This is a genomic window from Paraburkholderia strydomiana, from assembly GCF_046030495.1.
Classification (GTDB): Bacteria; Pseudomonadota; Gammaproteobacteria; order Burkholderiales; family Burkholderiaceae; genus Paraburkholderia; species Paraburkholderia strydomiana_A.
Map to the genome: position 1 here is coordinate 114703 of NZ_JAQQCJ010000002.1, position 26190 is coordinate 140892.

The 26190-nt window shown below is 62.3% G+C and carries 23 protein-coding genes and 1 pseudogene; 14 read left to right on the forward strand and 10 right to left on the reverse strand.

Annotated features, from left to right (window positions below; all coding sequences use genetic code 11):
* Window positions 1-60 precede the first annotated feature (60 nt).
* Window positions 61-927 carry a MipA/OmpV family protein gene (locus PQQ53_RS03700; protein ID WP_408323324.1) on the forward strand — a complete coding sequence of 289 codons (867 nt, stop codon included), beginning with the start codon at window positions 61-63 and terminating at the stop codon, window positions 925-927.
* 98 nt (window positions 928-1025) lie between these two features.
* Here the strand turns inward: PQQ53_RS03700 and PQQ53_RS03705 are convergent, their stop codons facing one another.
* Entirely contained in the window at window positions 1026-1808 is a 783-nt protein-coding gene (locus tag PQQ53_RS03705; protein ID WP_408141074.1) for an ABC transporter substrate-binding protein, read from the reverse strand.
* 190 nt (window positions 1809-1998) lie between these two features.
* Between PQQ53_RS03705 and PQQ53_RS03710 the strand changes: the two genes are divergently transcribed.
* The 3 genes from PQQ53_RS03710 to PQQ53_RS03720 all read left to right on the forward strand — a co-directional run bounded on the left by PQQ53_RS03710 (window position 1999) and on the right by PQQ53_RS03720 (window position 3558).
* Window positions 1999-2505: an ArsR/SmtB family transcription factor gene (locus PQQ53_RS03710; protein ID WP_408141076.1), complete on the forward strand. Its 507-nt coding sequence runs from the start codon at window positions 1999-2001 to the stop codon at window positions 2503-2505.
* Entirely contained in the window at window positions 2502-3029 is a 528-nt protein-coding gene (locus tag PQQ53_RS03715) for an SRPBCC family protein (RefSeq protein WP_408323325.1), read from the forward strand. The genes PQQ53_RS03710 and PQQ53_RS03715 overlap by 4 nt, the downstream gene beginning before the upstream one ends.
* A 100-nt stretch (window positions 3030-3129) precedes the next feature.
* Entirely contained in the window at window positions 3130-3558 is a 429-nt protein-coding gene (locus PQQ53_RS03720; RefSeq protein WP_408152182.1) for a DUF1801 domain-containing protein, read from the forward strand.
* A 91-nt stretch (window positions 3559-3649) separates the two neighbouring features.
* Here PQQ53_RS03720 and PQQ53_RS03725 read toward each other — a convergent pair whose 3' ends face one another.
* From PQQ53_RS03725 to PQQ53_RS03755, 7 genes and pseudogenes are all read right to left on the reverse strand, one after another.
* Window positions 3650-4096, reverse strand: a complete 447-nt coding sequence (locus tag PQQ53_RS03725; RefSeq protein ID WP_408141081.1) for an SRPBCC family protein — start codon at window positions 4094-4096, stop codon at window positions 3650-3652.
* Window positions 4097-4345: 249 nt separating this feature from the next.
* Window positions 4346-5101 (reverse strand): SDR family oxidoreductase, encoded by a 756-nt coding sequence (locus tag PQQ53_RS03730; RefSeq protein WP_408323326.1) that lies wholly within the window; start codon window positions 5099-5101, stop codon window positions 4346-4348.
* A 206-nt stretch (window positions 5102-5307) separates the two neighbouring features.
* Window positions 5308-6339: a LysR family transcriptional regulator gene (locus PQQ53_RS03735; protein ID WP_408152345.1), complete on the reverse strand. Its 1032-nt coding sequence runs from the start codon at window positions 6337-6339 to the stop codon at window positions 5308-5310.
* A gap of 118 nt (window positions 6340-6457) precedes the next feature.
* Window positions 6458-6865, reverse strand: coding sequence for a cupin domain-containing protein (locus PQQ53_RS03740; RefSeq protein ID WP_408323327.1), 408 nt, complete (start codon window positions 6863-6865; stop codon window positions 6458-6460).
* 41 nt (window positions 6866-6906) lie between these two features.
* Window positions 6907-7386 carry a carboxymuconolactone decarboxylase family protein gene (locus tag PQQ53_RS03745; RefSeq protein ID WP_408141087.1) on the reverse strand — a complete coding sequence of 160 codons (480 nt, stop codon included), beginning with the start codon at window positions 7384-7386 and terminating at the stop codon, window positions 6907-6909.
* 182 nt (window positions 7387-7568) lie between these two features.
* The gene (locus tag PQQ53_RS03750; RefSeq protein ID WP_408141089.1) at window positions 7569-8450 is read right to left on the reverse strand and encodes an RNA polymerase sigma-70 factor; all 882 of its coding nucleotides are present in this window, start codon (window positions 8448-8450) and stop codon (window positions 7569-7571) included.
* Between the two features lie 222 nt (window positions 8451-8672).
* Window positions 8673-9310 (reverse strand): annotated as a pseudogene (locus tag PQQ53_RS03755) (transposase); the annotation flags it as partial.
* Window positions 9311-9724: 414 nt separating this feature from the next.
* On the opposite strand from PQQ53_RS03755, the gene PQQ53_RS03760 reads away from it, so the two are divergent.
* The 5 genes from PQQ53_RS03760 (at window position 9725) to PQQ53_RS03780 (ending at window position 16175) form a co-directional block, all read left to right on the forward strand.
* Complete coding sequence (locus tag PQQ53_RS03760) at window positions 9725-9988, forward strand: PepSY domain-containing protein (RefSeq protein ID WP_408141093.1); 264 nt, start codon at window positions 9725-9727, stop codon at window positions 9986-9988.
* A gap of 16 nt (window positions 9989-10004) precedes the next feature.
* The gene (locus tag PQQ53_RS03765) at window positions 10005-10535 is read left to right on the forward strand and encodes a cytochrome b/b6 domain-containing protein (protein ID WP_408141094.1); all 531 of its coding nucleotides are present in this window, start codon (window positions 10005-10007) and stop codon (window positions 10533-10535) included.
* Window positions 10536-11186: 651 nt separating this feature from the next.
* Window positions 11187-12473 (forward strand): MFS transporter, encoded by a 1287-nt coding sequence (locus tag PQQ53_RS03770; protein ID WP_408141095.1) that lies wholly within the window; start codon window positions 11187-11189, stop codon window positions 12471-12473.
* A gap of 19 nt (window positions 12474-12492) precedes the next feature.
* Window positions 12493-14916 carry a TIM-barrel domain-containing protein gene (locus tag PQQ53_RS03775; protein ID WP_408152185.1) on the forward strand — a complete coding sequence of 808 codons (2424 nt, stop codon included), beginning with the start codon at window positions 12493-12495 and terminating at the stop codon, window positions 14914-14916.
* Window positions 14917-14987: 71 nt separating this feature from the next.
* Window positions 14988-16175: a porin gene (locus tag PQQ53_RS03780; RefSeq protein ID WP_408152186.1), complete on the forward strand. Its 1188-nt coding sequence runs from the start codon at window positions 14988-14990 to the stop codon at window positions 16173-16175.
* A 306-nt stretch (window positions 16176-16481) separates the two neighbouring features.
* Here PQQ53_RS03780 and PQQ53_RS03785 read toward each other — a convergent pair whose 3' ends face one another.
* Both PQQ53_RS03785 and PQQ53_RS03790 read right to left on the reverse strand, forming a co-directional pair.
* Window positions 16482-18155, reverse strand: coding sequence for an FAD-dependent oxidoreductase (locus tag PQQ53_RS03785; RefSeq protein ID WP_408152187.1), 1674 nt, complete (start codon window positions 18153-18155; stop codon window positions 16482-16484).
* 474 nt (window positions 18156-18629) lie between these two features.
* Complete coding sequence (locus tag PQQ53_RS03790) at window positions 18630-19433, reverse strand: transporter substrate-binding domain-containing protein (RefSeq protein WP_408152188.1); 804 nt, start codon at window positions 19431-19433, stop codon at window positions 18630-18632.
* 1212 nt (window positions 19434-20645) lie between these two features.
* Between PQQ53_RS03790 and coxB the strand changes: the two genes are divergently transcribed.
* From coxB to PQQ53_RS03815, 5 genes are read left to right on the forward strand one after another with little or no spacing between them, the layout of a single operon-like run.
* Complete coding sequence (gene coxB, locus PQQ53_RS03795; RefSeq protein WP_408152347.1) at window positions 20646-21659, forward strand: cytochrome c oxidase subunit II; 1014 nt, start codon at window positions 20646-20648, stop codon at window positions 21657-21659.
* Between the two features lie 28 nt (window positions 21660-21687).
* The gene (ctaD, locus tag PQQ53_RS03800; protein WP_408323328.1) at window positions 21688-23706 is read left to right on the forward strand and encodes a cytochrome c oxidase subunit I; all 2019 of its coding nucleotides are present in this window, start codon (window positions 21688-21690) and stop codon (window positions 23704-23706) included.
* Between the two features lies 1 nt (window position 23707).
* Window positions 23708-24361, forward strand: coding sequence for a cytochrome c oxidase subunit 3 (locus PQQ53_RS03805; RefSeq protein WP_408141101.1), 654 nt, complete (start codon window positions 23708-23710; stop codon window positions 24359-24361).
* Window positions 24362-24387: 26 nt separating this feature from the next.
* Complete coding sequence (locus tag PQQ53_RS03810) at window positions 24388-24759, forward strand: hypothetical protein (protein ID WP_408141102.1); 372 nt, start codon at window positions 24388-24390, stop codon at window positions 24757-24759.
* 59 nt (window positions 24760-24818) lie between these two features.
* The gene (locus tag PQQ53_RS03815; protein WP_408141103.1) at window positions 24819-26162 is read left to right on the forward strand and encodes a c-type cytochrome; all 1344 of its coding nucleotides are present in this window, start codon (window positions 24819-24821) and stop codon (window positions 26160-26162) included.
* The last annotated feature ends 28 nt before the right edge of the window (window positions 26163-26190 follow it).

Consider the following 26190-nt stretch of genomic DNA (forward strand, 5'->3'; position numbering starts at 1 on the left):
GAACTTCATGACTCACGCCGCCGGGTCCGATCCCTTCACTTTGCCGACGGAGAAGCCGAAATGATCGAAGTGTCAATGCGGTGCATGACCAAGCTGCTTGCGGGCTCTGCGCTATCGCTGTGTGCCGTGACGGCCATGGCGGACGATACGCTGAGCCTCTCCGAGAGCGCGTTCGCCCTTGCCGCTCCGGAGGTCCAGGCTGGCCCGTCCGGTACGCCCAGTCCATGGCGCTTTTCCGTGGGCGCCGGCGTCGTGAACATGCCTAAATTTCCAGGCGCGAGCGGCACGAAATGGGAGGGCGTGCCAGTGGTGAGCGCCAGCTACGACCGCTTCTTCATTGGCGCCAATCCGGATGCCGCATCGTTCCTGTCGCTCGGTGCTTACTTCTATCGCGACAGTAACTGGCGCGTGGGTGCGGCCATCACTTACGACTTCATCGAGCCGCGTAACGAATCCGACGACTCGCGGCTGCATGGCCTCGGCGATATCAAGCGCACCACGCATGCGGAGCTATTCGGCGTCTATACCTATCAGTTCGTCACGGCGCGCGCGAGCGTGTTGACCGATATCGGGGGCAACGACCGCGGCACCGTGGTGACTTTCGATGTGCTGGGCAAATACGAGCCGATGCCGGGATTGACGCTCAGTGCCGGACCCGGACTCACGTGGGCGAGCAGCGACTATAACGAAACCTATTTCGGCGTGAACGCGGAGCAGAGTGCCCGCTCTGGTTTGCCGGGCTTTTCGGCGAGTTCTGGCTTGAACCAGTTGCGCTTTTCGGTCGGTGGCGTGTATCGGATTGGGCGGCACTGGAATGTCGGCGCCAATGCCGCATTCGCGTGGCTGCGTGGCGACGCAACCGACAGTCCGATCACCGAGAAGACGAGCCAGATATCGTATGGCCTCTTCTGCACCTATCTCTTCTGAGTCGGGCGAAGCTTCCTGCCGGTTGTCATGTGAATGCGCGTTGCGCGCAATGCTGTAGCGGTTCGGCTCACCACGCAATGGGGTGAGCCGGGCCGAGTTCACTGACCGTAGACGTCGAAGTCGAAATACTTTTTCGCGATCTTGTCATACGTGCCGTCCGCGCGCGTGTCGGCGATCGCCTTGTCGATCTTCTCCTTCAATTCGGTGTCGTCCTTGCGCAAACCGATCGCGGTTCCGCTGCCCAGCGTCTTCGCGTCGTAGAGCGCGTTGCCGGCGAATGCGAAGTCCTTGCCTCTCGGTGTGCGCAGGAAACCGACTTCGGCCTGCACGGCGTTCTGCAGCGATGCGTCGATACGGCCGGCGATCAGATCCGTGTAGACGAGATCCTGATCCTGATACGAGACGACAACCGCGCCGGCCGGCTCCCAATACGTCTTCGCGTACGTCTCCTGAATCGAGCCCTGCTCGACGCCGATGTGCTTGCCTTTCAGCGCTTCCGGTGTCGGTACGATCGGCGCGCCCTTCTTCGCGACGAGGCGGGTGGGGATGCGGAATACCTTGGACGAGAACGCGATCTGCGCCTGGCGCGCCGGGGTCATCGACATCGTCGAGAGTACGCCGTCGAATTTGCGGCCTTTCAGCGCGGGAATCATGCCGTCGAACGAGTTTTCGACCCACACGCATTTCGCGTTCAGGCGGCGGCAGATCTCGTTGCCCAGGTCGATGTCGAAGCCGACGAGCTGGCCGTCGGCGGCTTTCGATTCGAACGGCGGATAGCTCGCATCGACGCCGAAGCGCACGGTCGACCACTCCTTTGCGATGGCGCTGCCGGACGATACGGCGAGTAGCGCCATCGTCAGCGTTGCAAGCATGGTTTTCATGTTTCTCCTTTCATCACTCTTTTAAAAACCGCGCGACGTGAATGAACGACCGCAAACGGACGTCAGGCACGCTGTTGCTGCGCCGGGACCAGCTGGACCAGTCGCAAGCGGCGCGCAAACCCGCCATTCGAGCGCAAATAGCCCGAACAGACAAATGTATTAAATAAATCGGTTCATGCGATCGGCGCATATGGAAGGCGATGCGGATTCTACCGGCATCGACTTGAATTTTGCGGACACGATCGAATTAGCGATGCTCGTCGATGAGAACGTGCAACAGGTTGGGGGACCGCACGTCGCGCGGCGCAGCGTCCATTCGCACAGCTTGACTTGTATATGCCTCAAGAGGTATATAAGAGGTATGGAGTCGACATTTGCCATCATCGCCGAGCCGAACCGCCGCGCCATCCTGAGTCTGCTTGCAGCTTCGGAGCAGTCGGTGGGTGAAATCGAGGAGAAGCTCAACCTCTCGCAACCCTCTGTCTCGAAGCATCTGCGGGTGCTCCGGGAGGCCGGTTTCGTGGAGGCGCGCGTTGATGCACAACGGCGTCTATACCGGATCAATCCGGAACCGTTGATGGAGATAGACGCCTGGCTCGCTCCATTCCGCCGATTCTGGTCGGTCCATCTCGACGCTCTGGAGCGTCACCTCGATCAGGTCGATCCTGCACCGCGCAGCAAGGGGAAGAAACGATGAGCAATCGCGACGAATACATGCCGGGCCCTGCCGCCGGCGCCGAAGTCAGACAGGATGGGGAAAAGTGGACGCTCGTTGTTGTCCGCGAGTTGCGCCATTCGCCGGCGCAAGTCTGGACGGCGTTGACCGATCCGGCCAGTCTGCGTGAATGGGCGCCGTTCGATGCCGACCGTAGCCTCGCCTGCGTCGGGCCCGTCAGGCTTTCGACGGTCGGAACGCCGGCGCCGCAGATCTCGGAGACCGAGGTGACGCGCGCCGACGCGCCGAATCTGCTCGAATACCGCTGGGGCGGCAACGATATGCGGTGGACACTCGAACCGCTCGGCGACGGCACGCGTCTCACGCTCTGGCACAACATCGATCGCAACTTCATCTCGATGGGCGCAGCCGGGTGGCACATTTGCCTCGACGTGCTCGAGAGGCTCGTGGCGGGTGATCCGATCGGGCGTATCGTCGGCGGCGACGCGATGCAATTCGGCTGGCCGCGCCTGAACACCGAGTACACGAAGCGCTTCGGTCTCTGAAACGGGCGCACGGTAAGGGGCAAAACCGGCGTCGGCGTCGTAGTCAAAAAAGAAGGCTTGCCCCGAATCATTACGATGTCCGAAAGATCAGGAGGAGAAGATGAAAAAGGCGGAGCCGACCGAAGGTCAGCCGGCATCTGAATTGATCGACAACAGAATCGCCGAACTCGGAGACTGGCGCGGAGAGACGTTGAGCAGGATGCGCAAGCTCATCAAGGATGCGGACCCTGAGGTCGTGGAGGAATGGAAGTGGATGGGCACGCCCACGTGGTCGCATGATGGGATCATCTGCACCGGCGAGTCGTACAAGTCGGTCGTGAAGCTGACCTTCGCCAAGGGGGCTTCGCTGGAAGATCCGTCCAGCCTCTTCAACGCTAGTCTCGACGGAAATGTTCGACGCGCGATCGACATCCATGAAGGAGAGCAGGTCGACGCGGCGGCGTTCAAGACGCTTATCCGCGCCGCCATCGCTCTCAATACGGCTGGTGTAAAGGCAAAGGCAACGAAAAAGCCGGCGCGGACGAAGTAGTCGTCGGACATGTGAACGATGCCCCGATGCCCGAAGCGTCTTACGCGACGCGCTTCGGGCAACGCGGCGCACGCTTGCCTGCCAGACGTGCTCAGTCAGGTATCTCCGGCTCGACCAGCCTCGCCAGTTGAGCGAGCGATTCCTGCCAGCCGAGGTAGCACATCTCCACCGGAATGACCTCGGGCACGCCTTCCTGCACGATGGTGACATCGGTGCCGCAGGACACCTGCCGCAATGAAATGGTGACGTGCATCTGCCCGGGCAGGTTCGGATCGTCGAAGCGGTCGAAGTAGCGGATTTTCTCGTTCGGCACCAGTTCGATGTACTCGCCGCCGAATGAGTGGCTATGGCCGGTGCCGAAGTTGCGGAAAGACATCTTGTGGGTGCCGCCGACGCGGGCATCCATGTGGTGGACCTGGCAGGTGAAACCGTAGGGCGGCAGCCAGCGCACGATTGCATCGGGTTCGAGGAAGGCGCGGTAGACGCGCTCGGGCGTGGAGCGCAAAACGCGGTGAAGATGAATGGTTCCGGTAGACATGATGTGCTCGCCTTTCACTAGAGAAGTTGGACTTACTTCTACGACGAACCGGCAATGCGGGTATCGACATGGGTTTCCTCAGGGAAAACCCATGGATGCCGCCAATCGTACTCGAAAAGGCTAGCCGCGCGGGGAGGGACGCCGCTCACTGTGACGGTGGCTGAATGCAGTTCACGACGGTCCCGGCCGTGATACGCATCCAGCAATCGTGAGCGGCGCGGCGGGCGCAAGGTGCCCCCGACTCCGGCGTCAACGAGCCGTTTGCGACTGGCTGAACCACGCGTCGAACTTCACCGAACCGAGGCGTGGATTCGCACCGGGCACCAGCGTGTCGTCGTGCAACTCGGCGCCGAAGTAGCGTGCGTGCGGATCCGCGACCACCTTGCGCTGATCGTGCGTCGCGCTAAGGAAATGCTCCGCGAGTTCGGGTAGCCGAATCCGCTCCGGCCCCGCCACTTCGACGACGCCATTCAGCGGCTTGCCGAGCGCATAGTCCGCGACCGCGAGGGCGATGTCGTCCGAGGAGATCGGCTGGATGTACGCGGTCGGAAGCCGTACGGTGTCGCCTTCGGTGCCCGATTGCACGATGCCGCCGATGAACTCGAAAAATTGCGTCGACTGGACGATCGTGTACGGCACGCCCGATGCGCGAATCAGTTTCTCCTGCGCGATCTTGCCGCGGAAATAGCCGCTTTCCGCGAGCCGCTCGGTGCCGACCACGGACAACGCGACGTGATGCGTGACGCCCGCGGCAGTTTCGGCTGCGAACAGATTGCGGCCGGACGTTTCGAAGAATTCGAGCACGGCCTTGTCCTCGAACGACGGCGAGTTGGCCACGTCGACGACGACTTGCGCGCCGCTCAGTGCGTCTGCAAGTCCCTCGCCGGTGATCGTGTTGACACCCGACGCCGGTGATGCCGCGATCACGTCATGACCGCGCGTCCGCAGGTCGTTGACGACTTTGCTGCCGATGAGTCCGCTACCGCCAATGACGACGATTTTCATGATGTCCTCTCGATGAGTGTTCGTGCAGCCGTAGAGGCCGCCGGATGTGTCTCGGGGCCTGGCGCGCGCATCGCACACGGCGCGTCGCAGGGGGCTGTATCGGAGACCTGATTGATGTGGCCGCCGTACGAGTTCAATAGTAGGCGTCGGCCGCGGCTCCCAGTAGGCCCGCGGCGGAACTCGCACTGTTGCCGCGACGACACCAATCAGCGCGCGCGCGCCGTGGGCAAGGCGGAAAGTACGGGGAATGAGGTCATGCAGTCGAGGTCGAGCGCGCGCGTTTGTTCCGTCATGTAATCGACGAATACACGGATACGCGCGGGTAGATGTTTGCGGCTCAGATAGCAGATGTAGTGGCCGCGGTCGTCGGGCGCGTATTGCTCGAGACAGGACCGCAGCCGCCCGTCGCGCAGCGCGTCGCAGACCTGGTACGCGGCGAGCTGCGCAATGCCCAAACCGTCGCGCACGGCTTGCAGTAAGAGGTCCGGGTCGTTGAACGTGTGTGGGGCGTTGGGCGTCATCCTGTGCGGCAGGCCGTTCACCTTGAACTCCCATTCGGTGATGCGCCCCGACGCCGCCCGCAAGTTGATGCAGCGATGCGCCCCCAGATCCGCCACGCTGCGCGGCAAGCCGTGCTCGCGTGCATAGGCGGGCGACGCGCAGACGATCATCTGCATCGGGATCAACTGCCTGGCGACGACCTGACTGTCCTCCATGCGTCCGTCGCGGAAAGCGACGTCGACGCGGTCGGCCGTGAAGTTGGCCGGACTGTCGTTGAGCAGCAGGTCGAGCGCGATATCCGGATAGCGTTCGTGAAAACCGCGCAACAGCGGCGCGACGATCGCACGGCCGAAGCCGCTCGTCGAGCAGATGCGCAATTGTCCGCGTGGCGGTCCGCTGCGAAGCTCGCGCATTTCCTCCAACGCCTGCACGATGCGCTCCACACCGGGATGGCAGTTCTCGTAGAAGCGTTCGCCTTCCCGCGTGAGCGACGTGCTGCGGGTGGTGCGCAGAAAGAGGCGCGCATCCAGTTGCGCTTCGAGTTTCTGGATGTTGCGGCTCACGGCCGAGCGGCCGATGCCGAGCCGGTCGCCGGCCTTGGCGAAACTGCCTTCGCTGGCGACCGCCAGAAACGCGATGACGCCCGCGTAGCTGGTGGCGAAGCTGCTGGCGAGCGAATCCTCGCTAGCGGGGGCGGAAATGGAAGAGGGTGCCGCTGGTCGGCGGAACGCGTGCATGTCAGGCATGGCGGCTCGGGTCGAAGAGGTGCATATCCCCAAGACGGGCGACGCGCGCGCGCTGTGACACGATCCGCCATTTTTTTCGGCGGACGATGTCACAGGCGGGTGGATCACTTCACTTCACCGGCGTCAGCACAGGCGCATTTTTGTTCTTCAGCAGCAGGACAAGAAACTTGGCCGGCTGCGTGGCGCTGGCGTTCCGGCCGACCGTGTGAATGTCGTTCGGCCCTTCGTAGAAGCTCTGCCCGGGCGTGAGCGTCACTTCCTTGCCGCCCTTGACGCCCATCACGATCGACCCTTCCAGTACATAGATGAAGCCATGCGCATCGTGCCGATGGGCGGGATCGGCGCCGCCGGGCGGGTAGACGACCGTGATCATCAGCGCTTCCTTGCCTGGATAGTCCGCAAGCGGCTGCTCCATCACGGGCGTGACGATCGCCTCGGGCGCGGCGCTGGCCGGTCCCGCAAACCACGCCGTGCAGAGCAGTGGCACCAGCAACGCGAGTCTTTTCGATCTCGACATGATGTTTCTCCTGCAAAGGCCACGCGGTGCGCGGCCGTTACTCATGCAAGGCCGGCCTTGTCGAGACCGAACGCTTTGTCCGACGAGCCCGGCACGGTCTTGAAGGCGACGTTCGCGCGGTTCCACCCGTTGATCGCCATCACTTCATAAGTCAGATCCGACAGTTCCTTCTCCGAAAACTGCGTGCGTACGCGCTCGTAGATGTCGTCGGGAACGCCTTGCTCGGGCAGGCGCGTGAGGATTTCGGTCCACGCGAGCGCGGCGCGTTCGCGCGGCGCAAACAGCGTCGATTCGCGCCAGACGGCCAGATGGTGCAGACGCAACTCGCGTTCGCCGTGGATCTTTGCCTGCTTCACGTGCATGTCGACACAGAAGCCGCAGCCGTTCATCTGCGAAGCGCGGATCGCGACGAGATCGCGGACCGATTCCTCGATGGCGCTGTCGCCCAGCAGGTTGCTGAACTCGAGAAACTTCTTGAACAGTTCCGGCGATTGCTGGATGTAGTTGATGCGTTGGCTCATGATTTTCTCCTGGCGGGAATGAAGCCGGCGCCCTTCGGCGACCGGAGCAGCGGTGTCGGCGATCTGCCGTACGGAAACCATGGTAGGTTCCGCCGCCCGGGCCCGGTAGACATGCCAGGGTGCTCACGCTGTTGCCCGCTCGACACCAATCGCGCGGACGCCTCCTGCCGTGGAGAAAATCTTCAGCAAGCTCCGAATGCGGCCGCGAGACGCACGAGCTTGTCCGGATTGCGCTGCACCTGGATGCGCACGATCCGCGCGCCATCAATCTCATACGACTGCGCGGATTCCAGGGTGCCTTCGATGAAGCGCAACAGCGCCCACTGTCCGTTGAGCACCGCGAGTTCGATGCGCAGTTCGTTGCCAAAGCGCCGGCTTGCGGCGTAGAACAGTTGCGCGATGCGCCTGCCGCCGACCATCGGTCTGGGGAAGCTCGGCACGCGGCCGCCGCCATCGCCGACGAGCACGGCGTCTTCAGCGAGCATGCCGTTGATGGCCGCGAAGTCGCCGCGCTCCAACGCCTGCGCGAACACTTGCAGCAACCGCAGATGGCTTTCGCGCGACACCGCGAAACGCGGCCGTTCATCGCGCAACTGTGTCTTCGCGCGGCTCACCAACTGGCGGCAAGCGGCTTCGCTTTTGCCGATGGCGTCGGCCACTTCATCGTAGTCGGCATCGAAAACTTCTCGCAGCAGGAATGCTGCGCGCGCCTCGGGCGTCAGTCGTTCGAGCAGCATCAGGAACGCAACCGATACGTCGTCCGCTCGCTCCTTGATCTCCTCGGGGGTGACCGGCGACTCGATGATGTGCGGCTCTGGAAGCCAGATACCTGCGTAGTGCTCGCGCTGCACCTTGGCGGCGCGCAGCCGGTCGATCGACAGACGCGTGGTGACCGATACGAGCCACGCTTCCGGATTGTCGATGGTGGCGCGGTCTGCGCCATGCCATCGCAGCCATGCGTCCTGCACCACGTCTTCGGCTTCCGCAACCGACGCCAGCATCCGGTACGCGATGCCCTGCAAACGAGGGCGAAGCCTGTCGAAGATGCGGGTCGCGTCATCCATCTGGGCGGGCTCCTGATGTGGCGTGTCGAGGGAGGAGGGAGTGCGCTTCATCGAAGATCTGGTTGGTTCGGGATTCGTTGTGGTGAAGTGAATCACGCAAGATGAGGACTATGTTCCTGGTGAATGCGGCGAGTCATGTCTGGCAGCTTGCCGCCTTTTAGTATAGCCGTGCGGGTGTGCAGCATCTGTCTGTGGTCTGCGGGCATCGCAACGTTGGCCAACACGCCGAAGCAGCAACTGATGGTCGCGCATGACGCGATAGACCCGCTTGGCGTTCACGCACGGCGCACCAGTCATTTCGTGACTATGTCGCAGCAGTGCCCCAGACTCGCCGGTCTCCATACGTCGGCAAGCCAGCCACGTGCTCGTGGATTGCAGCGACCAGCTCCGTGTCGTCGGTCTGTCGGGCGCGGCGGCCGTCCTGCCAGTCCGGCGAACGGGCTTTTCCGACTGGCAGAGCAGAGCACGCCACGCCGAGAACATCGCAGACTGCTTTCATTGGTCATCCCCGGGCAGTAAGGGCGAGCGCGCAATCCAGTTTTTTTGAGCGGCCATATTCGACTGCTTCCTTCAGGATTTCTGCCTCCAGCGTCTTCTTGTCAAACAGACGTTGGAGTTCCCTGATTTCCTTCATCGCTGAGGCTAACTGCGAGGCGGGCACCACGGTTCCCCCGCCTTCACCGCAGCCAGGCTGCCTTCCTCGTATTGCTTGCGCCACGCAAACGCCTGGTTTCGGTTCAGCCCGTGTCGTCGGGAACCGCTGAAACCGTTGCTCCCGGCTCCAGGGCTTCCTGCACGATGGCCACTTTCTCCTGGACGGAACGTCGACGACGGCGCTCCGGTCCCGTCAACACTTCCATCACTTCTTGCTTGTTGTTAGTCAAAAACACTGTCGTATGCCTACCCGCTATTGTAAGTGGGAGACTGTGTCCGGAGTTTCAGGGGGCCGCTCCAGTCAGCCGTGGTAGCGGTTATATGCGATCGAACAGATTCGCAGACCGTTCCGGGTCGAGACGACGCATTCGTCAATGACGAAAGCTGACATTCGCCGGCACCTACTCGCGAATGTCGGCGAAGCTTGATTTCATTTTTTCGAGTTTATTGTTAGCCGCCAGCAGATTCCCAATCTTGCGCATCCTTTCCCCTTCTATTGGGCAGGGACAATCGCGAGCGGCACCTTCGTTCCGCGCTCCGCTCAACCTTACAGTTTACTTGCGATCGATTCTCGTTTGAAGTAGGCTGACCGCTCGACAAATCAGCGGGCGAGGTGACCGATGTTCAAGTTTCTGGTGTTGATGGCGGCGTTCGGCATTTCCGGTGCAGTATTCGCGAAGGCCGATTGTGTGGCCCATCCGAAGAGCGAATGGATGAAGGAGTCGGATGCGCGCGCCCAACTGGAAGGGCAGGGCTACAAGATCAAAAAGTTCAAGGTCGACGGCAACTGCTATGAAATCTACGGCCACAACAAAGAGGGCAAGAAGGTCGAGATTTACTTCGACGCCAAGACACTGGATGTCGTGAAGTCGGAAATCGACTAACCGCAGGCGGTACGCGATGCCCGTCAAGATCTGGGACATCTGGGTGCGGTTCACGCACTGGAGCGTCGCGGGCATCGTCGTGTGGAATCTGTTCGGCTCGACCGATCAGATGCATCGAATTCTCGGCTATGTTGCCGCGGGGCTTGTCGTGTCGCGCATCGTGTGGGGTTTTATCGGCACGATGAACGCGCGGTTTTCTGCATGGTGGCCGACGCACTCGCGTCTCATGGAATATCTTCGCTCGCTTGCCGTTGGCAGGCCGCAGCATCATCTGTCGCACAATCCGCTTGGCGGCGTGATGGCGTTGACGTTATGGCTGCTGATTCTGGCGCTGGCCGTGAGCGGCTGGATGATGCGCCTCGACGCATTCTGGGGAGAGGACTGGCCGCAGGACCTTCACACCTGTCTGTCGATTGCGCTGCAGATCTGCGTGTGCGTGCATATTTTTGCGGCGCTCGTGATGAGCGTATGGACGCGCGAAAATCTCATCGGCTCGATGCTGTCGGGGTTCAAACGGGAGTCGGGGGATAAGGAGACTTTGCGTTAGCGTTGGGGTTGGCATGGCCGACATAACGGCCCTTTGTTGAGCAGCGGCGGTCTCTTCGATTGCTTAAAGATTCGCTGTCCGTATGAAAAGTAAAGCCTCGCTTATCCTGCGGTGCTCGCTGCATTACCGGCGCGTGCGTCGCGAACTTGCCGCGTGTTCCGGCCAATGCAATCGCTCACGTCCGCCTCGACGGCAATGGCGCCATGCTGCGCCGAACGCCAACCGGTCGCGACGTGAGCGGCTGATCACTTAGTAGGCGGCCTGCACGCCGCCGACGTCCCCCGCTCGATCTCTCCGACGCGCCAGGCCGCGTGGCGGCACGCTCGCCAATGTCGCTGGCGAATGCCGACCCCAGACGACTCTCGCTCAACGCCCGATCGCTCAAATCATCGCAAATGTGAACATTTTCGAATCTGAAGGAACAAATTCGCGCATGATCGTGTTTGTCATCAGACATCTCGTTCCTGCGGCACACCGGGTTTATAAGGTAGATATCTCAATATAATCAATAAAATAAATCTCACACATGGTTTTCCCTGGTGTGATGTCAAGCGTCGAGTGATACGATGACTGACGCGAAACGAACAGGAAAAGTTCGAATTCGCGTATACCGCTCGAGGCAACTCGCGGCATCGACAATTCGGAGATACCTTGAAAACAATCGTTGGACTGCGCTGGTGGATCATCGCGCTCGTGTGCCTCGGCACGATCGTCAACTATCTCTCGCGCAATTCGCTCGGCGTGATGGCGCCGCAATTGATGACACTGCTGCACATGAGCACCCAGCAGTATTCGTACGTCGTCGGCGCCTTCCAGATTGGCTACACGGTGATGCAGCCGGTGTGCGGCGTGATCATCGATCTGATCGGCCTGCGGCTCGGTTTCGCGCTGTTCGCCTGCCTCTGGTCGCTGACGGGCGTATTCCACGGTTTCGCGAGCGGCTGGCTCTCGCTCGCGGCATTGCGCGGGCTCATGGGCCTGAGCGAAGCGGTCGCCATCCCCGCAGGCATGAAGGTGGTTGCCGAATGGTTTCCCGATCGCGAGAAATCCGTTGCGGTCGGCTATTTCAACGCGGGCACGTCGTTCGGTTCGCTGCTCGCGCCGCCGCTGGTCGTCTTCCTCTCGTTGCGCTATGGCTGGCAAAGCGCGTTTGCCGTGACGGGCGCGCTCGGCTTCGTGTGGGCCGCCGCGTGGTATCTGCTGTACCGCTCGCCGGCGGATCACTCGCGCATCAGCGAGGTGGAGCGCGAAAAGATCGTCAGCGGGCAGGCGCCTGCCGCGCCGCGCCGCCGCAGCGTGCGCGAGGTATTGCGCACGCGCCGCTTCTGGGCGATTGCGCAAGCGCGCTTTTTCGCGGAACCCGCGTGGCAGACCTTCAGTTTCTGGATTCCCCTTTATCTCGCCACCCAGCGTCACATGGATCTGAAGCAGATCGCGATGTTCGCGTGGCTGCCCTTTCTCGCCGCCGATCTGGGCGGGCTGTTCGGCGGCTATCTGTCGCCGTTCCTGATGAAACACCTGCGCGTGCCGCTGGTCTGGTCGCGCATCGCGGGCGTCGTGCTCGGCGCCTTCATGATGCTCGGGCCGGCGGCCATCGGCCTCGTCGCTTCGCCGTATCAGGCCATCGCGCTCTTCTGCGTGGGCGGTTTCGCGCATCAGATGATCTCGGCGCTCGTGAATACGCTCGCCGCCGACGTGTTCGACCCGAGCGAGGTCGGCACCGTGGCCGGCTTTGCGGGCATGGCCGCCTGGATCGGCGGCCTCGGCTTCTCGCTGCTCGTCGGCGCGCTCGCCGACTCGATCGGCTATACACCGCTATTCGGCGCCCTCGGCGCTTTCGACCTGATCGGCGCGACGCTGCTGATCATCCTGATGCGCGGCGTCTCTCCCGACGGCCGTCCGCGTCCGATCGCCACCGGCGCCGGCACTCCTGCGTGACCTCATTCGAAGACCCATCATGCGTTCACTGACGAATCTGAAACACCCGCCACGTTTTGCGTTGTCGTCCCAGCTCGACAACCACCTTGTTCTGACCGCGCAGGAAAACTGCCGTATCGAGCTGTTCGTTCTCGCGGAAGACATCATCCGCGTGCTTGTGCTGCCCGACGGCGAATTGCACGGCCCGCGCACCTGGGCAATTGCGCCTGGCACCGACGATGTCGCGCTGGAAGGGCGCGAGCGTCGTGACCTCAACGGCTTCACGCCGCCGCCGTTCGCGGTGTCGAACGACGCGCAGCACCTGGTGGTCGAGACGGCGCGCGTGCGCCTGACGGTCACGCTCGACGGCGGCCTGTGCGCGTGGGACATCCTGCACGACGGCGCATGGCATCGCGTGATGAGCGATCGCAAGACGCAGTCCTACAACTTCGGCTGGTGGGACAAGCGCGTGTATCACTACATCGAGCGTCGCAAGGACGAGATGTACGTCGGCCTCGGCGAGCGCGCCGGCTCGCTCGACCGTGCGCATCAGAGCTACGAGATGCGCAATATCGACGCGATGGGCTACAGCGCGCGCACGACGGATCCGCTTTACAAGCACATTCCGTTCTACGTGACGTGGCAGCCGCAAACGTCGACCGGCTTCGGCCTGTTCTACGACACGCTCGCCGATTGCCGCTTCGACATGGGCCGCGAGCTCGACAACTACCACGGCCACTACCGCCATTTCATCGCCGAGCATGGCGACCTCGACTATTACTTCATCGCGTCCGCTGGCACGCCGTTGAATGCGGTACGCCGCTTCACGTGGTTGACGGGCCGCCCCGCCTGGATGCCGAAGTGGGGGCTGGGCTACTCCGGCTCGACCATGAGCTACACCGACGCGCCCGACGCGCAGCAGCGCATGGGCGAATTCATCGAACGATGCAGCGAGCACGACGTGCTGTGCGATTCGTTCCATCTGTCGTCGGGCTATACGTCGATCGGTCCGAAGCGTTACGTGTTCAACTGGAATCACGAGAAGTTTCCCGATATCGACGGCTTCGTGCAGAGCTATCTCGACCACGGCGTGCGACTGTGCGCGAACATCAAGCCGTGTCTGCTGCAGGATCATCCGGCATTCGAAGACGCGGCCCGCGCGGGTCTGCTGATCGAGTCGCGCGACGGCGACCCGGCATGGGTGCAGTACTGGGACGAAGTCGGCGCGTATCTGGACTTCACGAATCCCGACACCATCGACTGGTGGAAGGCGCGCGTGAAAGAAAGCCTGCTGAAGCACGGCATCGCGGCGACGTGGAACGACAACAACGAGTTCGAGATCTGGTCGCCTGACGCGATGGCGCGCGGCTTCGGCAAACCGTATCCGGCGCGCGAGGCGAAGGTGCTGCAAACGCAAATGATGATGCGCGCGTCGCACGATGCGCAGCGCGAGCATGCGCCCGACCGGCGGCCATTCCTCGTGTCGCGCTCGGGCGGCGTCGGCATGCACCGCTACGTGCAGACCTGGTCGGGCGACAACTACACGTCGTGGGAGACGTTGCGCTTCAACCTGAAAATGGGCCTTGGACTCGCGATGTCCGGCGTGTCGAACAGCGGCCATGACATCGGCGGCTTCTCGGGTCCGGCGCCGGGCCCCGAGCTGTTCGCGCGTTGGGTCGCGTTCGGTATCTTCCTGCCGCGCTTTAGCATCCACTCGTGGAATGACGACGGCACCGTCAACGAACCGTGGATGTACCCCGAGGTCACGCAGCACGTGGCCGATCTGATCAAGCTGCGCTATCGGTTGATCCCGTACCTGTACGAACTGCTGTGGCAATCTCACCGCGCCTATGAACCCGTTTTGCGGCCGATGTTCGCGGAGTTTCCGCACGACCCGCGCTGCCTCGAAGACGGCGACGACATGATGCTCGGCTCGTCGGTGCTGGTCGCGCCGGTGGTCGATGCGGGCCAGTCGACGCGCGACGTGTATCTGCCTGCGGGCACGCGCTGGGTCTCGTACTGGAGCGGCGAAGTATTCGACGGCGCTCAGACGGTGACGCTGCCGGCGCCGTTCGAACAACCCGTGTTCCTGCTGCGTGAAGGCAGCGTGGTGCCGTTGAATATCGCCGAACAGCACTTCGGCCACCCCGCGGACGAACGCGCATTCATCGCGGTGCCGCACGCCGGCACCGGCGTGACGCGCGGCGGCTGCGTCGAGGACGACGGAGAGAGCGAAGCCTGGCGCACCGGCGAACAAGGCCGCTGGAACGTCACGATGAAGGGCGACGCGCACACGTTGCGCATTGCGGTCGAACGTGAAGGCTGGATGCAACAGCCGCAGACGCAAGTCCGCCTCTACATGCCGATGCATGAAGCGCGCGCTATCGAGTGTATCGGCGCCACGCTCGCAGCCGACCACACGGCCGAAGGCTGGCGCTGCCTGACGATCTCCCTGTCCCACTGAACCCCTCAAAAAAGCATCCAGCACCGGCCTGAGGGATCAGGCCGGATATTCAATCCGGAGACCAGCAAGCGATGAACTCTTTGAAGCGCGCGCGAACCCGCGCGTTCGTCCTTTCCTGCCTGCCGTTGGCGGGCGCAGTGGTGTCGAGCAGCGCATCGGCGCAAAGCAGCGTGACGTTGTACGGTGTTGTCGATAACGCGTTCGCCTATGTCAGCAACCAGAACGGCCACTCCAACTTCTACATGAGCCAGGGCAACCTGCAGGCGAGCAAGTTCGGCCTGCTCGGCGCGGAAGACATCGGCGGCGGCACGAAGGCGATTTTCCGGCTCGAAAGCGGCTTTAATTCGCTGACCGGCGCGCAAAGCAGCGCTGGCTACATGTTCAACCGACAAGCTTATGTGGGTCTGGCGAATGACCGCTACGGCACGGTGACGCTCGGCCGCCAATACACGCCTTACTTCCAGATGGTCGGTGGACTCGGCCCGACCGGCGTGCTCACCGGTGCGACCGGCGCGCATCCCGGCGATATCGACGCGCTCGACACGACGCTGCGTTTCAATAATTCGGTTACCTATCTATCGCCGGCTATGGCGGGCTTGCAGATGAGCGCGCAATACGGCCTGGGTGGCGTGCCGGGCAGCATTGCCAACGGCAGCCATTTCAGCGCGGCGTTTCGCTACGACTACAGGCCATTCGCAATTGCAGCGGGTTACGTGAAGCTGAAAGACATCGCGACGAGCGCGGCGCTCGGCAGCTTTGCGATCAACTCGCCGGTGAATAACGGCTACGCCACCGCGCGCAGCGCACAACTGTTTGCCGCGGCGGCGCGCTATAGCTTGCAGGACCTGATGGTCGGTATCAACTATTCGAACGTGCAATACGCGCCGGGCAATGGTTCCTTGTTTACGAGCAAGGCCGTGTTCAATACGTACGGCGCAATTTCGACCTACCGGGTCACGTCCAGCGTGACGGTCGGCGCGGGCTACAGTTATACGCAGGCCAGCAAGGCGAATGGCATCAGCGATCCCGCACGCTATCACCAGATTTCACTCGAACAGACGTACAACCTCTCCGCGCGCACGACGCTCTATGCGCTTGAGGCGTATCAGCATGCGCGTGGCAAGTCGCTGGTCGCAACAGGTGCCGGCGCGACGAGTATCGTCGATGCGGTCGCGGTGGTCGGCGACTCGCAGAATACGACGCCGTCGTCCGGACCTTCGCAATTCGTCGGGATGGTGGGGCTAAGGCACGCGTTTTAAGGGCACGAAGGCCGTGGGATTGCGCGTTGCCGATGGCGGCGGGCGTCCCGCGCGAAATTACAATTGTTGACTCTTTCTCGGCTTTGGAAACAGCTATCCGGCATAGTCACGTGCTAAATTACGCCCGCCAGTTTGACTGCGTCCAGGCGCATTGACGAAGACAAGTCGATGGAACGCAGGTTGCGCCTGGACCGGGAGAACTGGCAAACATGCAGCAGCGCAAATAGACAGCCAGGAAAGCACTGGCATTGAAGCCGGCCTCGCACAGAGGCCGGCTTCAACCATTTCGGTGTGAGCTTTCTGAGATTACCCATCGAGCGCCAGAAACTGGTGCAGCGACTGAACCGCGGCAGCGCCTTCCCCGACAGCCGTCGCCACTCTCTTGACCGACCCGCTGCGAACGTCACCCACCGCGAAGATGCCGGGCCGGCTCGTTTCGAGAAAATGAGCGGGGCGCTCCGACGACCACGTGTTGATTGCATCGGGCCCGGTGAGCACAAAGCCATTCCTGTCCAGTTCGACGCAATCGCCGAGCCACGCGGTATTGGGCTGTGCGCCGAGAAAAAGGAAGACATGGCGGATCGCTTTTTCTTCGATCTGCCCTTGCCGGTTCCATTTGATCGATTCGAGCTGTGTGTCGCCGTTCAATTCCACGATCTGCGTTCGCGTATGAACGGTGATATTCGCGGCTGCCTCGATGCGCCTGATCAGGTAATTCGACATACTCGCATTGAGTGCGTCACCGCGGATCACGACGTGCACGTGACGGGCGAATCCCGCGAGAAAGACCGCAGCCTGGCCCGCCGAGTTGCCTCCGCCGACGATGACCAACTCCTGCTGCGGACAGAATGCGGCTTCCATATACGTGGCACTGTAATAGATGCCGCGTCCCTCGAAATGCTCGAGGCGGTCGAGCAAGGGTTTGCGATAGCGTGCGCCGGTCGCGATCACGACCGAGCGGGCATACAGATGCTCGTCATAATTGAGCCGGAGGTGAAAGGGCGGCCCGCTGTGACATTCGATGCCGAGTACTTCGATCGGCACGCCGACCTCGGCGCCGAATTTACGACATTGCGACAGGCCGCGCCCAGCAAGCGCTTGCCCCGATATACCCGTTGGGAAGCCGAAGTAATTTTCTATCTTCGAACTGGTGCCCGCCTGGCCGCCCGGCGCCTTGGTGTCCAGCACGGCCACTCTCAATCCTTCGGAAGCCGCATAGACCGCAGCCGCAAGACCGCCCGGTCCCGCACCGACTACCACCACGTCGAACCGCTCGCCGTTCAGGCGGTCGGGGCTGAGCCCGATCGCGTCGGCGACGGCCCGATGGGTCGGCTGCTTTAGCACGTTGCCTTGCAACGTGACCACCACTGGCAAATCGGCTTCGGTTGTGCCATAGCGCTCAAGGAGTGCTTTCGCTTCCTCGTGTTCGACGATATCGAAGTAAGCAAAAGGATGAGCGTTGCGGCTCAGGAAATGCCGCAGCTTGAGCGTATCCAGCGAAGCCGAACTGCCGATGACCAGCACGCCGCCGTTCTGATCCTGAATGAACGCGACGCGCCGCAGGATATAGGCGCGCATGATCGTTTCGCTCAATTCCGCTTCAGCGATGACGAGCGCGCGGAGCGACTCCTCATCGATCACGATCACTTCGCAGTCGCTGGTGGCACGGGCGCTCGCCACCGCGGCGCGACCGGCAAGCGTTCCTACTTCGCCAGTGAAACTGCCGGGGCCGTGCAGACCCAGAACGTGCAGGTTCTCCCCTGTGCCCCTCGTCGCCTCGATGGTGCCGGAGACGATGGCGAACATGGGTATATGGCGCTCGCCTTCGGAGAACAGCACGTCGCCGGTGATCAGCTTGCGCCGTTCGCCGTATCGTTCCAGAAGTGCGAATTGCCGCTCATCCAGCTTTGGAAAGATCTGGTAGTGGCGGCTGCCGCCTGCCAGCAGCTCTTCCAGTTTGCCTGAAGACTTATTGCTCATGGACGCGTTCCGAAGGGATAGGCGCACGGTGCGTGCGGGAGTGAGTCTGTGGGCGGTGGCCGGTTGGAACTGGCGAGAGTCACGCGGGCCGCGATATTCGGACAGATTGTGCGCCCGAGTTCTGCCCCAGGTAAAGTGCGCGGGAATTAGCGGTGGGGCGCACGTGAGTGCGCGAAGAGAACGGGCGCTGAGTGGCGGGCGTGGGGCAGTCGCCTTTGTGCGAGCGAGCGATCGGTTTCAAATGGCGGAGAGGAGGCGAGTCAGGCGCGCTGCGCTGGTACTTCCGGCTTTCGCGCAGTGCTTACCAGGTGCGGCCGGTGATGGGTGGACGGCGGGTCCGATTGCGCGGCGGGCTGGCTAATATGACCGCGTGATGAGTCACGGCATTGAGGGATGTCGCCGCGCGATCAGTGTGCAATCCGCCACGCCAATCAAACCAGCGGATCGGCGTGGCTATGCAGAAAAGCCGCGGAATTACTGCGCAACGGGCTGGGTCACGTCGGTGCCGAACCAATGAACGGATATCTTTTTCAGCGTGCCGTCCTGCTTCAATTCAGTGAGTGCGTCGTTGATGGCTTTCGCAAACTTGGGATTGTTCTGGCGGAACGGGATGCCCATCTCCTGATCGGCTCCCTTGAGTACCGCACCGGGGCGAAGCGGCAGCTGTGAGGTCTTGATGATGTACGGCAGCATCAGCCGGTCGTCGATCGTCGCATCGATACGCTTGCTAGCGAGGTCACGCAGCTTTTCGGGCGCGCCGGGGTAGGTTTGCACGTTAATGCCCTGGACGGCTCGCGCCATCTGATCGTAGTTGGTCCCGAGTGTCACCCCCAGCTTCTTGTCCCCCTTGAACTCGTCCAGGGACTTGAATTCGCGCTTGTCGTCCGCGCGCTGAATCAATTGCGCGGCCGAGTAGGTGTAGGGCTGACTGAAGTCCAGGGCCTGCTTGCGTTGCGGGGTGATCGTCACCTGGTTCACGATGACGTCGAACTTCCCGGTCTGGAGCGCCGCGATGATACCGCTCCACTCTGTGGGAATGAACTGCGGCTTGACGCCGAGCTTGGCGGCAACCGCTTTCGCGACATCGACATCGAAGCCTTCGAGTTGGCCGTCGCTGTTCCGATAGTCGAACGGAGGATAGGTGCCTTCCAGACCCACCTTGAGTACCCCGGCCTGCTTGACGGTGTCCAGCAGATCTTCAGCATGGGCGGCAACGGAGGCCAAACCGGCGGCCGATAGAGCCAACAGGCTGATGAGCACGCGCTTCGACAATTTCATTGAACATCTCCTTGTTATTCGAGTATTGAACTGCCTGACTACTTCACTACGAAAGAACGGGTTCAGCTTGCTTCAAGAAGGCTGGCTACTTCGGGATGAAGTCTCCAAAGAATGCTGGTCAATGTCGCGACGCTTTGCCGCCACCTGTCGGGATCGGCGGACCTCATCGTAGCACTCCTCGTAGCGCGTCATGAGGGGGACTCAACGGCTGGCCAGGTCATGGTTTTTACGTCTTCATGCGCCTGCCCACGATATGTCATGGTGTGAGCCATTCATTTGTATGCACATAGCGTCATGCGACCTCGGACATATAACCGCCAAAATTCCGCCAATCAATATCTTTTGGGGTTTTTGCAACACATCAATTTTCCTCTGATCTGCAATGCAAGCGTGGACGCGGTCCGCGCGGCAGCGCCATAACGTCAGACGAAAAACCGGATTGTTTCACGCGTTCGAGCGTGAGACATTGAGGGAACGTCAGCGCCTCATCGCGCGGCGTGTGTGTTCTCGCCGCAGCGCTGTCTGCGGCTTTTTTTATGGCGCAGACGTGTCTCCCCGGAACCGGTGAACTGCCGCCGACGTCGACGGAGCGCCGTCAAACTGCGCTGGAATGCGCTCATGCCATGGCGACCCACCGAACGGAATTGAGCCGAATCGGGCCGACGCCCGCCAGCCGACACCGCTATTGACGCGCGGCCGCAAAACCACAGGTACGAGGGTTGCTGATTTCGAACCAATCCGTGCGCCGGGTGACGCGTCATGAGTTCAAATTCGGCAATCCCCCGGCTACCAGGCGATCGAAGTCCGCAAGGGGCAGGTGACGGAAAGATGTCGCGTGAGGCGTTGCGCGACCGTTTCACGGCCCGCTTATGCGACCCGGCGTTCAGGGCCGAAGACGCTTCGCTCGCCCGTCTCCGCAATTCAGCGGCAGATTTTGGAGCGTAAAGTCTGCGAGGTCGATCTGCTCGATCTTTCCCGTCTGAATTCGGACCACGAATCTAAAGGCAATAAAACTGACCGCCGGTCATGATCCTGGTGACGTCCTTGCGGGCGAGGTCCGGTTTTTGCTGCGGCGTTATCGCGTCGGCTCGCTTGCAAACGGCCGCACGCTACTCAGAGCAGCGCATGCGAGGAGAGAGGAAAGTGTCCGCAGGGGTATCGACCGCCAGGCGAGATCTACGCACCGGCTTCGGCAAATTCACACTCGCAGCCATCCTCGCCTCCAACCTGATCCCCGCCCTTGCATCGACCTCCGCCGGACCTGACGCAGCACCCTCAGCCCCGCTGAACTATTTTCTCCACGCGGCCGGCCCGGCAGCTACGCCGACCCGGCAATTGGGCTGGGTGCTGGCCGCTATCGCGATAGGGGTGACGCTCATGATTGCCGCGCTGCTATTCGGCGCGATTACCCGTCGACGCCCATCGGCACCGATGCCGTCGCTCAGTGCTGAGTCTGGCGGCATGCGCTGGATCTACATTGGCACGGGCGTGTCTTCGGGCGCATTGCTCGCCATGCTGGTCTACGTGCTTGTCACGCTCGAGTCGGTCGCTTCGCCCGCCACGCATCCGCGGTTGACGATCACCGTGACGGCTTACGACTGGTGGTGGAAGATCGACTATGCCGACGACCCCGACCCGGCCCGCAACTTCAGCACCGCCAATGAAATTCATATCCCTGTCGGCGAACCGGTCAAGATCGAGCTCAAAAGCGCGGACGTGATCCACGCGTTCTGGGTGCCGCAATTGGCGGGAAAGACCCAGACGATTCCCGGACAAACCAACGAGCAGTGGCTTCAGGCGGATCGGCCCGGCATCTATCGCGGGCAATGCTCGCAGTTTTGCGGCGCGCAACATGCCCATATGGCCTTCGAAGTGATCGCGCAGAGCGCCGCGGAATTCAGCGCATGGCGCGATGCACAGGGACGCGCCGCGGGCGAAGCCGCGCGCGATGCCACGGTCGCAGCCGGCCGGCGTCTGTTCGCCGAGCGCTGCGCGGGGTGCCACACAGTTCGCGGTACCGACGCCGACGGTCTGCAAGCACCGGATCTCACCCATCTGATCTCGCGCCGCGAAATCGCGGCGGGTGCGCTGAGCAATACGCCCGATCACCTGCTCGACTGGATCGAGCACGCGCAACGAATCAAACCGGATGCGTTGATGCCGGATATCGCGCTGAGCGCGGGCGAGGCCGCCGCGCTGTCGGCCTATCTGGCGACGCTGCATTGAAACCCTGTTGAAACACGGAGTGTGTTCGATGTCCGAACCTGCTGTGACCGCCGTGACGCAAAACGCAGAGCGCGCTGCGCCGCCGCTTGCGCGCATGCCGCAGCGTGGCCGCCTCGCCACGGGGAGCCCCGAGGAAAGGCATCTGCGTGAAATCTGGGAAGCGGCCCCCGGGTGGCGTGGATGGCTCTCGACGGTCGACCACAAGACCATCGGCTTGCGCTATCTGGTCACGGCTTTCATCTTCCTGCTGATGGGCGGCATCGAAGCGCTGGTCATGCGCATTCAACTCGCGCGTCCCGATGCAACAGTGCTGACGCCCGAGCAATACAACCAGCTTTTCACGATGCACGGCGTGACGATGATCTTTCTCTACGCGCTGCCGGTGCTGTCGGGCTTCTCGAACTATTTGTGGCCGCTCGTACTCGGCTCGCGCGATATGGCGTTCCCGCGTTTGAACGCCCTCTCGTATTGGATATTTTTGTTCGCGGGCATCTTCCTGTACGCGAGTTTTCCGGCGGGGCAGGCGCCCGACGCAGGCTGGTTCAACTACGCGCCGCTGTCGGGCCTCGAATACAGCACCGGCCCGAACATCGACGTGTATGCGCTCGGCATGGTGCTGCTCGGCATTTCGACGACGGTCGGCTCGATGAACTTCATCGTCACGCTGTTGCGCATGCGCGCGCCGGGCATGTCGCTCGATCGGATGCCGGTTCTGGTGTGGGGCACGCTGACCGCGTCGGGTGGAAATCTGCTGGCGGTGCCTTCAGTGAGCCTCGCATTTTTTCTGCTGTGGATGGACCGGCGCATCGGTACGCATTTCTTCGACGTATTGAACGGCGGCCGTCCGCTTCTCTGGCAACACCTGTTCTGGATCTTCGCGCATCCGTGGGTCTATGCGGTCGTGCTGCCGGCCATGGGTATCGTATCCGACGCATTGCCAGTATTTTGCCGGCGTCCGCTGGTCGGTTACGGGCCGGTCGCGCTGTCCACCGTCGCGACGATGGTGATCGGCTTCGTCGTGTGGATTCATCACATGTTCGCGACCGGCATCCCGGCGCTCGCGCTATCGTTCTTCGGCGCGGCGAGCATGGTGATCGCGGTCCCGAGCGCAGTCGCCACCTTCGCGTGGATCGCGACCATCTGGACGGGCAGGCCGGTGTTGCGCGTGCCATTCCTGTTTTTCGCGGGCTTCGTGCTGCTGTTCGTGATCGGCGGCGTATCCGGTGTGATGACGGCGGCTGTTCCGTTCGACTGGCAACTCACCGATACGTACTTCGTGGTCGCGCATCTGCATTATGTGCTGCTCGGCATCAACGTATTCCCCGTGATCGGCGGCATCTATTTCTGGTTTCCGAAATTCACCGGCCGGATGATGAGCGAACGCCTGGGCAAGCTCGGCTTCTGGGTGTTGTTCATCGGCTTTAACGTCGCTTTCTTTCCGATGCACATCGCGGGACTGCTCGGCATGCCGCGCCGCATCTACACGTATTCCGGCGACATGGGATGGAATGCGGTGAATCTCGTCACGTCGGTGGGGTCGTTCCTGTTCGCGGCGGGCGTGCTGATCTTTCTGGTCGATCTCGTGGTAAGCCTGAAACGCGGCATACCCGCCGGCGACAATCCGTGGGATGCGCCCACGCTCGAATGGTCGATCAGTTCTCCGCCGCCACCGTATAACTTCGCGGTCGTGCCGTCGCTGGCGAGCCGGCATCCGTTATGGGAAGGCCGCATCGACGAGCCGGGCATGGCGTCGCACGCGCACTCGCAACTCGACGAAGGCTATCTGCTCGCCGAAGGCCGCGAAGCGCTCGGCACCACCGCGCTCGAAGCGCGCCCGGACGTGATTCTCAAGATGCCCGGCGATTCGTACGCGCCGTTCTGGCTGGCGGTATTCGCGGCACTCGTGTTCACGGGACTCGCACTGGGCGCATGGACCTTTGCAGGCGCGATGCTGGCGGGCTGCGCGGTGTCGATCGTCGTCTGGTTGTGGCCGGAACGTGCATTAGTCCAGCGCGAGCCGGTTGCCGTGCAAGACGCAGGAGTCTGAGATGAGCGACGCCATCGATCTGAATCAGCCGTCGGGCGAGCCCGTTGAACCGCTGCTGTGCTTGCCGGTGGGCAGCGCTGGCGAGCGCTCGGGCGGCTGGTGGGGCTGTCTCATGCTGATCGTCACCGAAGGGTCGCTATTCGGCTATCTGATCTTTTCGTATCTGTATCTCGCCTCACAAAGCCCGCAGCATTGGCCACCCGAAGGACTGCCGAAGCTCGGCCTGGGCATCGCGAACACCTTGATTCTTTTATCGAGCAGCGTGTTCGTATGGTGGTGCGAGCGCTGCGTGCGGCGCAGGCGCCTGCGCTGGGCCGTGGCGTCGATGGCGGCGGGTGTCGCGCTCGGCGGCGTGTTCATGGGGGTTCAATTGCTCGAATGGCGCGATCATCCGTATGGTGTGACCACGCATCTTTACGGCTCGCTGTACTTCACCATCACGGGCTTTCATATGGCGCACGTTGCCGTGGGCATCGTCGTGCTGCTGTTTCTGCTGCTGTGGACCGCGCTCGGTTATTTCGACGACAAACGCTGCGCCGCCTTGACGATCGGCGGTCTGTACTGGCATTTCGTCGATGTCGTGTGGCTCTTTATTTTCAGCACGCTGTATCTGACGCCTTACCTGTTTCAGGGGTGGTCATGGCAGAGCAGATGAAGCCATCAGAAGCGTCATATTCACCGATGCGATATGCCCTGGCCGGCCTCCTGATCGCGCCGCTCGCATGGCTTCTGCAAGTGGTGATCGCCGAGACAGTGGCTGCGCAAAGCTGCTATCCGTTCGACACGCCGCTGTCCGCGCCGCTCGTGCCGTGGATGCGTCCTGCGCTCGTCGTGATCAGCGCGGTGTGTCTCGCGGCGGGCGGATTCGGCGGCGTTATCGCGTGGCGCAATCTGCGGCGGCTCGCGCGGGAGATGAGAGGCGCGAGACGTAAGCGGACTGAACTCGTATGGTTCGTGAGTCGCGTAGCGGCCATGTGCAGCGCACTGTTCCTGTTCGCGCTGATCGCGACCGATGTCGCTTTGGCAATCGTGTCACCGTGCAGGTGGTGGTGATGGCGATGTATCCATTCATTCATTGCGCCGTACGGCGATATTGGACGATTCGTCGGCGAATGACGCGCCGTTCCTGGCTCGGCCCGTTGACGGCGTTGGCGTTGGCGCTTGCGTTGAGCGTCGAGCGGGTCTACGCGGCGGACCAGGCCGGTGGGGCAGCCGGTGCGGCTGACGCCGCCGAAATCGCCCGCGGCGCGTATCTTGCCAAGGCGGCCGATTGCGCCGGTTGCCACACGGCCGCCCCGCACTTGACCCGACGGGGCGCCCCGCCGACCTTGTCGCCGCCCTTTGCCGGAGGGCTCGGAATGGGTTCGCCTTTCGGCACGATCTATTCGTCGAATATCACGCCCGACCTCCATGCCGGTATCGGCCGCTATAGCTACGACGATTTCGCACGCGCGTTGCGTGACGGCGTCGCGCCCGGCGGCAAGCGCTTGTATCCGGCGATGCCTTACCCCTCTTTTGCCCGAATCACCGACGACGACATGCACGCGCTGTACGCGTACTTCATGCACGGGGTGCCGCCGGTAGCCACGCCCGCGCCCGAAACCCAACTGCCGTTCCCGTTCAACCAGCGCTGGGCGCTGATGTTCTGGGACTGGGTCTTTGCGCCGCGCGGCGTGTTCAAACCGGAAGCCGGGCGCGATGCGCAATGGAATCGCGGTGCTTACTTCGTGCAATCGCTCGGACATTGCGGCGCGTGCCACACGCCGCGCGGCCCCGCTTACGAGGAGCGCGGCTACAGCGAGTCGAGCGCGGCCTATCTGACAGGCGGCACGAACGACCACTGGTTCGCGCCGAACCTGACCGGCGATCCCGGCTCAGGGCTCGGCCGAAGCTCCGCGGCCGATATCGCCGCTTTCCTCAAGCATGGCCACGGCGGCGGACTGGTTACGTTCGGCTCGATGGTGCAAGTCGTCGAAGACAGCACGCAATATCTGAACGATACCGACCTCGATGCGATTGCCGTCTATCTGAAGAGCCTGCCGGCGCGCGCGCCAAGCGGCCATTTCAACGGCCAGTCACGCGCCGCGCAGCAGACTGCGCAGGCGTTCAAAACGGGCAACGTCGAACGGCCCGGCGCGGGTGTTTACGCGAGTTATTGCGCGCGTTGCCATCAGATGGATGGCGCGGGCGTGCCGCAAAAGTATCCGCGTCTGGCGGGCAATCCAGCGGTGTTGTCACCTTCGACGACATCGCTGGTGCGCTTGCTGGTGGAAGGGGGCGCGAGCCCGCATACTGACGGCGGCCCGGAGCCTCGCGAGATGCCGTCTTTCGCCGGGAAGTTGAATGACCGCGAAATCGCGCACGTGCTGACGTTCATCCGCAACACGTGGGGCAATGCGGCGGCGCCGGTGACCGCGAGGGATGTGTCGAGCGTGCGCGCGGCCTTGCATAAATAAAACGGCGACAGCATTCATTTCGGCGCGC

Bases quoted from the DNA above. Each gene is read 5' to 3' on its own strand.
- PQQ53_RS03700 (WP_408323324.1), top strand. From the start codon at position 61: ATGATCGAAGTGTCAATGCGGTGCATGACCAAGCTGCTTGCGGGCTCT.
- PQQ53_RS03705 (WP_408141074.1), bottom strand. From the start codon at position 1,808: ATGAAAACCATGCTTGCAACGCTGACGATGGCGCTACTCGCCGTATCG.
- PQQ53_RS03710 (WP_408141076.1), top strand. From the start codon at position 1,999: ATGGAAGGCGATGCGGATTCTACCGGCATCGACTTGAATTTTGCGGAC.
- PQQ53_RS03715 (WP_408323325.1), top strand. From the start codon at position 2,502: ATGAGCAATCGCGACGAATACATGCCGGGCCCTGCCGCCGGCGCCGAA.
- PQQ53_RS03720 (WP_408152182.1), top strand. From the start codon at position 3,130: ATGAAAAAGGCGGAGCCGACCGAAGGTCAGCCGGCATCTGAATTGATC.
- PQQ53_RS03725 (WP_408141081.1), bottom strand. From the start codon at position 4,096: ATGTCTACCGGAACCATTCATCTTCACCGCGTTTTGCGCTCCACGCCC.
- PQQ53_RS03730 (WP_408323326.1), bottom strand. From the start codon at position 5,101: ATGAAAATCGTCGTCATTGGCGGTAGCGGACTCATCGGCAGCAAAGTC.
- PQQ53_RS03735 (WP_408152345.1), bottom strand. From the start codon at position 6,339: ATGCACGCGTTCCGCCGACCAGCGGCACCCTCTTCCATTTCCGCCCCC.
- PQQ53_RS03740 (WP_408323327.1), bottom strand. From the start codon at position 6,865: ATGTCGAGATCGAAAAGACTCGCGTTGCTGGTGCCACTGCTCTGCACG.
- PQQ53_RS03745 (WP_408141087.1), bottom strand. From the start codon at position 7,386: ATGAGCCAACGCATCAACTACATCCAGCAATCGCCGGAACTGTTCAAG.
- PQQ53_RS03750 (WP_408141089.1), bottom strand. From the start codon at position 8,450: ATGGATGACGCGACCCGCATCTTCGACAGGCTTCGCCCTCGTTTGCAG.
- PQQ53_RS03760 (WP_408141093.1), top strand. From the start codon at position 9,725: ATGTTCAAGTTTCTGGTGTTGATGGCGGCGTTCGGCATTTCCGGTGCA.
- PQQ53_RS03765 (WP_408141094.1), top strand. From the start codon at position 10,005: ATGCCCGTCAAGATCTGGGACATCTGGGTGCGGTTCACGCACTGGAGC.
- PQQ53_RS03775 (WP_408152185.1), top strand. From the start codon at position 12,493: ATGCGTTCACTGACGAATCTGAAACACCCGCCACGTTTTGCGTTGTCG.
- PQQ53_RS03780 (WP_408152186.1), top strand. From the start codon at position 14,988: ATGAACTCTTTGAAGCGCGCGCGAACCCGCGCGTTCGTCCTTTCCTGC.
- PQQ53_RS03785 (WP_408152187.1), bottom strand. From the start codon at position 18,155: ATGAGCAATAAGTCTTCAGGCAAACTGGAAGAGCTGCTGGCAGGCGGC.
- PQQ53_RS03790 (WP_408152188.1), bottom strand. From the start codon at position 19,433: ATGAAATTGTCGAAGCGCGTGCTCATCAGCCTGTTGGCTCTATCGGCC.
- ctaD (WP_408323328.1), top strand. From the start codon at position 21,688: ATGTCCGAACCTGCTGTGACCGCCGTGACGCAAAACGCAGAGCGCGCT.
- PQQ53_RS03805 (WP_408141101.1), top strand. From the start codon at position 23,708: ATGAGCGACGCCATCGATCTGAATCAGCCGTCGGGCGAGCCCGTTGAA.
- PQQ53_RS03810 (WP_408141102.1), top strand. From the start codon at position 24,388: ATGCGATATGCCCTGGCCGGCCTCCTGATCGCGCCGCTCGCATGGCTT.
- PQQ53_RS03815 (WP_408141103.1), top strand. From the start codon at position 24,819: ATGACGCGCCGTTCCTGGCTCGGCCCGTTGACGGCGTTGGCGTTGGCG.